Source organism: Stenotrophomonas sp. STEN030, from assembly GCF_056759995.1.
Genome location: NZ_JBRREB010000110.1, coordinates 1 through 3,553 on the forward strand (window position 1 = coordinate 1; position 3,553 = coordinate 3,553).

A 3,553-nucleotide genomic window follows, 5' to 3' on the forward strand; every position below is an offset into this window, starting at 1 on the left:
TTAAAAGACGATGAGCAGATCGACATCAAAAAAGAGCTGTATGAAATCAAGGATTACATCGCCATCGAACACGCGCGTTTTGGCGACAAACTAACGGTTATTTATGATATCGATGAAGATGTAAGCTGTTATATCCCCAGCCTGCTGATTCAGCCGCTGGTAGAAAACGCTATCGTCCATGGGATTCAGCCCTGCAAAGGGAAAGGCGTGGTTACCATCAGCGTGGCGGAGTGTGGTAACCGGGTTCGTATTGCTGTGCGGGATACGGGCCACGGTATCGATCCAAAACTGATTGAACGGGTCGAATCCAATGAAATGCCGGGCAATAAAATTGGTCTGTTGAATGTGCACCATCGCGTTAAGCTGCTCTACGGTGAGGGATTACATATCCGCCGTCTGGAGCCCGGCACTGAGATTGCCTTTTATGTACCGAATCAGCATTCGCCCGCAGCCGCACCGGCCACATTGTTGCTTTAACCAGGAGTGAAGTCGTGAAAGTCATCATTGTTGAAGATGAATTCCTGGCCCAACAGGAACTGAGCTGGCTGATAAAAGAGCACAGCCAGATGGAGATTGTCGGCACGTTTGACGATGGTCTGGACGTGCTGAAATATCTCCAGCACAACCGCTTTGACGCCATTTTTCTGGATATTAATATTCCCTCGCTGGACGGCGTATTGCTGGCACAAAATATCAGCCAGTTCGCGCATAAACCCTTTAATGTGTTTATTACCGCGTTGAAAGAACACGCCGTTGAAGCCTTCGAACTGGAAGCTTTTGACTACATTCTGAAGCCGTACCAGGAATCACGCATTGTCAGCATGTTGCAAAAGCTGGAAGCCGCCTGGCAACAGCAGCAAACTGGAACTTCGCCCGCCAGTCCGGTGGCCCGCGAAAACGATACGATCAACCTGATCAAAGATGAGCGGATCATCGTGACCCCGATCAACGACATCTACTACGCAGAAGCCCATGAAAAGATGACGTTTGTCTACACCCGGCGCGAATCGTACGTGATGCCGATGCACATCACCGAATTTTGCAGCCAACTGCCGGCTTCGCATTTCTTCCGCTGCCACCGCTCGTTCTGCATGAATCTGAATAAAATCCGCGAGACCGAACCCTGGTTTAACAATACCTATATTTTGCGCTTAAAAGATGTAATGGCTCAATAGTAATGTCCGCCTGTGGCTCAATTCAGATGTCCGCGCTATGGTAAGCTTCACTGGTCCGTTTAAACTACCGGGAGGCATATCATGAGCGCAGAAAGCTCAGGAGTGTTTACTTTGAAAGAGATCAACCGGATCAAGATTATACAGGACGTCATTGAACGTCGCATCACAACGCGCCGTGCGGCCGAGCACCTCGGTATCAGCGACAGGCAATGCCGCAGACTTCTTGCCCGTTACCGTGAAGGCGGACCGCTTGGTATGGCCAGCAGACGATGTGGCATGCGTGGTAACCGCCAGTTGCCACCCGGGCTCGCAGATCAGGCTCTGGAACTGATCAAGACGCGTTATGCTGATTTCGGTCCGACTCTGGCGCGTGAAAAGCTCGAAGAACTCCACGGACTGTTTCTTGGCAAAGAAACTGTCCGGCGCATCATGGTGCGGGCTGGCTTATGGGTTCCCCGTAAACAACGTGCCGCAAGGATCCCTCAACCACGGTACCGGCGTCCGTGTACTGGTGAGCTGATACAAATAGATGGCTGTGATCACGACTGGTTTGAAGGCCGTGGCCCGGCCTGCACCGCGCTGGTCTATGTTGATGATGCAACCAGCAAACTGATGGAACTGTTGTTTGTTAAATCGGAGTCCACGTTTTCTTACTTCGAAGCCACGCGGCGCTATATCGATAAGCATGGTAAACCGCTGGCACTGTACAGCGATAAAGCCGGTGTTTTTCGTGTTAACAATAAACACGCCACAGGCGGAGACGGGCATACTCAGTTTGGGCGAGCCATGCATGAACTGAACATCCAGACTATCTGTGCAGAAACCAGTCCCGCCAAAGGGCGTGTAGAACGAGCTCACCTCACTTTACAGGATCGTCTGGTCAAAGAGCTGCGGTTACAGGGCATTTGTTCAATGGAGGCTGCAAATGACTTCGCTGAGGCCTATATGGCTGACTATAACCGCCGTTTTGGCAAAGTACCGCGACATGATTTTGACGTACACCGTGCTGTAGAACATGATGAGGACCTGGGGCTTATTTTCACTGTTCGTGAAAAACGTAAAGTCTCAAAATCGTTGACGATACAATATGATAAAATGTTGTACCTGATTGAAGACAGCGAACTGAGTCGCCGTGCAATAGGTAAATATATCGATGTGTATCACTATCCTGATGGCAGAAAAGAGCTGCGCCTGAACGGTACGCTACTTCCCTACTCTACCTACGACCGACTGTCAGAAATCGACCAGGGCGCGATTGTCGATAACAAGCGTCTTGGCCGAACCCTGGAGTTTATCAGTCTGGTGCAGAGCAAGCGGGATAACACGCGCTCTCAGTCAATTCCCGCTGGAGATGGCCCTTCCCGACGACGGCCAAAGCAGGAAGGGAAGAAATCCCAGCGCTCACTGGATAATGATGACATGCTCGAAGCACTCAAACAGCTTCAGTCACGTTCAGAGGACATTTTTGGTAAAAGAGCCCGCTGATGGTACTCACTGGCCGGACAGTGGTTGCTCACCAGTTGATATTGTCCGGCCAGACCCATGATGTATTATTCATTTCGTTCAGCATCTTTATGTCCTGCTTTTCACGGGCATACTTACCCCATAATGAATGAAAAGAACGAACAATACTGATTAACTGCTTTTTTCTTTGCTCCGGAGATAGGCTGATAAAATAGCAGCACCTGCTGTCAATATTATCCTCAATGAAATTAAAATCAGAGTCTGATGCATATTTTACTGTTAGCATAATATCATTCGACGTTGTTCTCTCAGACTCTGTTAATGCTGATTCTATCAGGTATTCAAAGGCATACATGACAGACAGCTGGTTTTTGTCTGTCTGAATATAACCCATTGAGTTTCTGAGTATTGAGGACTGTACCAGGACCAGAGGCCATAAAAGCTCAACACCATAAAGCTTATATGTATCATGTTGATCATACTGATGTTGCTCAACACGACGATTACCTTCCCGTGCTTTACGAATATCATAGGCAAGGGATAACATAAATCCGTCTTTAACTTTAATCAGTGGGCTTTCATCCACGATGTAATGAATGAGTTCATGTAATTCATTCAGGGCTTCTGAATCTCCCCACAGTATAAAACCTGCATTGTTCGGCGTTAACTCGTATCGAAGCATGGGCTCAATCATCCTGTTGTTTCAGTCGGAGGAAAGTCTATCAGTAAAGAGAATGAGAGATCAAAGTGGTCATTTTAATTGAGCTGGATAACGGACATTTCAATTGAGCCTTGACAAATATTGTAATGGCTCAATAGTAATGTCCGCCTGTGGCTCAATTCAGATGTCCGCGCTATGGTAAGCTTCACTGGTCCGTTTAAACTACCGGGAGGCATATCATGAGCGCAGAAAG

The 3,553-nt window shown here is 48.2% G+C and carries 4 protein-coding genes; 3 read left to right on the forward strand and 1 reads right to left on the reverse strand.

Features of this window, described 5'->3' with window-relative positions; all coding sequences use genetic code 11:
• The 3 genes from ACVOLR_RS19930 to ACVOLR_RS19940 all read left to right on the forward strand — a co-directional run.
• The coding region (locus tag ACVOLR_RS19930; protein WP_481537970.1) for an ATP-binding protein at window positions 1-477 on the forward strand (477 nt) is incomplete at its 5' end.
• Between the two features lie 14 nt (window positions 478-491).
• On the forward strand, window positions 492-1,175 hold the full coding sequence (locus tag ACVOLR_RS19935) for a LytR/AlgR family response regulator transcription factor (RefSeq protein WP_481537971.1): 684 nt from the start codon (window positions 492-494) through the stop codon (window positions 1,173-1,175).
• 81 nt (window positions 1,176-1,256) lie between these two features.
• Window positions 1,257-2,660, forward strand: a complete 1,404-nt coding sequence (locus ACVOLR_RS19940) for an ISNCY-like element ISKpn21 family transposase (RefSeq protein ID WP_001567368.1) — start codon at window positions 1,257-1,259, stop codon at window positions 2,658-2,660.
• 28 nt (window positions 2,661-2,688) lie between these two features.
• Here the strand turns inward: ACVOLR_RS19940 and ACVOLR_RS19945 are convergent, their stop codons facing one another.
• On the reverse strand, window positions 2,689-3,333 hold the full coding sequence (locus tag ACVOLR_RS19945; protein WP_000572386.1) for a DUF6904 family protein: 645 nt from the start codon (window positions 3,331-3,333) through the stop codon (window positions 2,689-2,691).
• Window positions 3,334-3,553 lie beyond the last annotated feature (220 nt).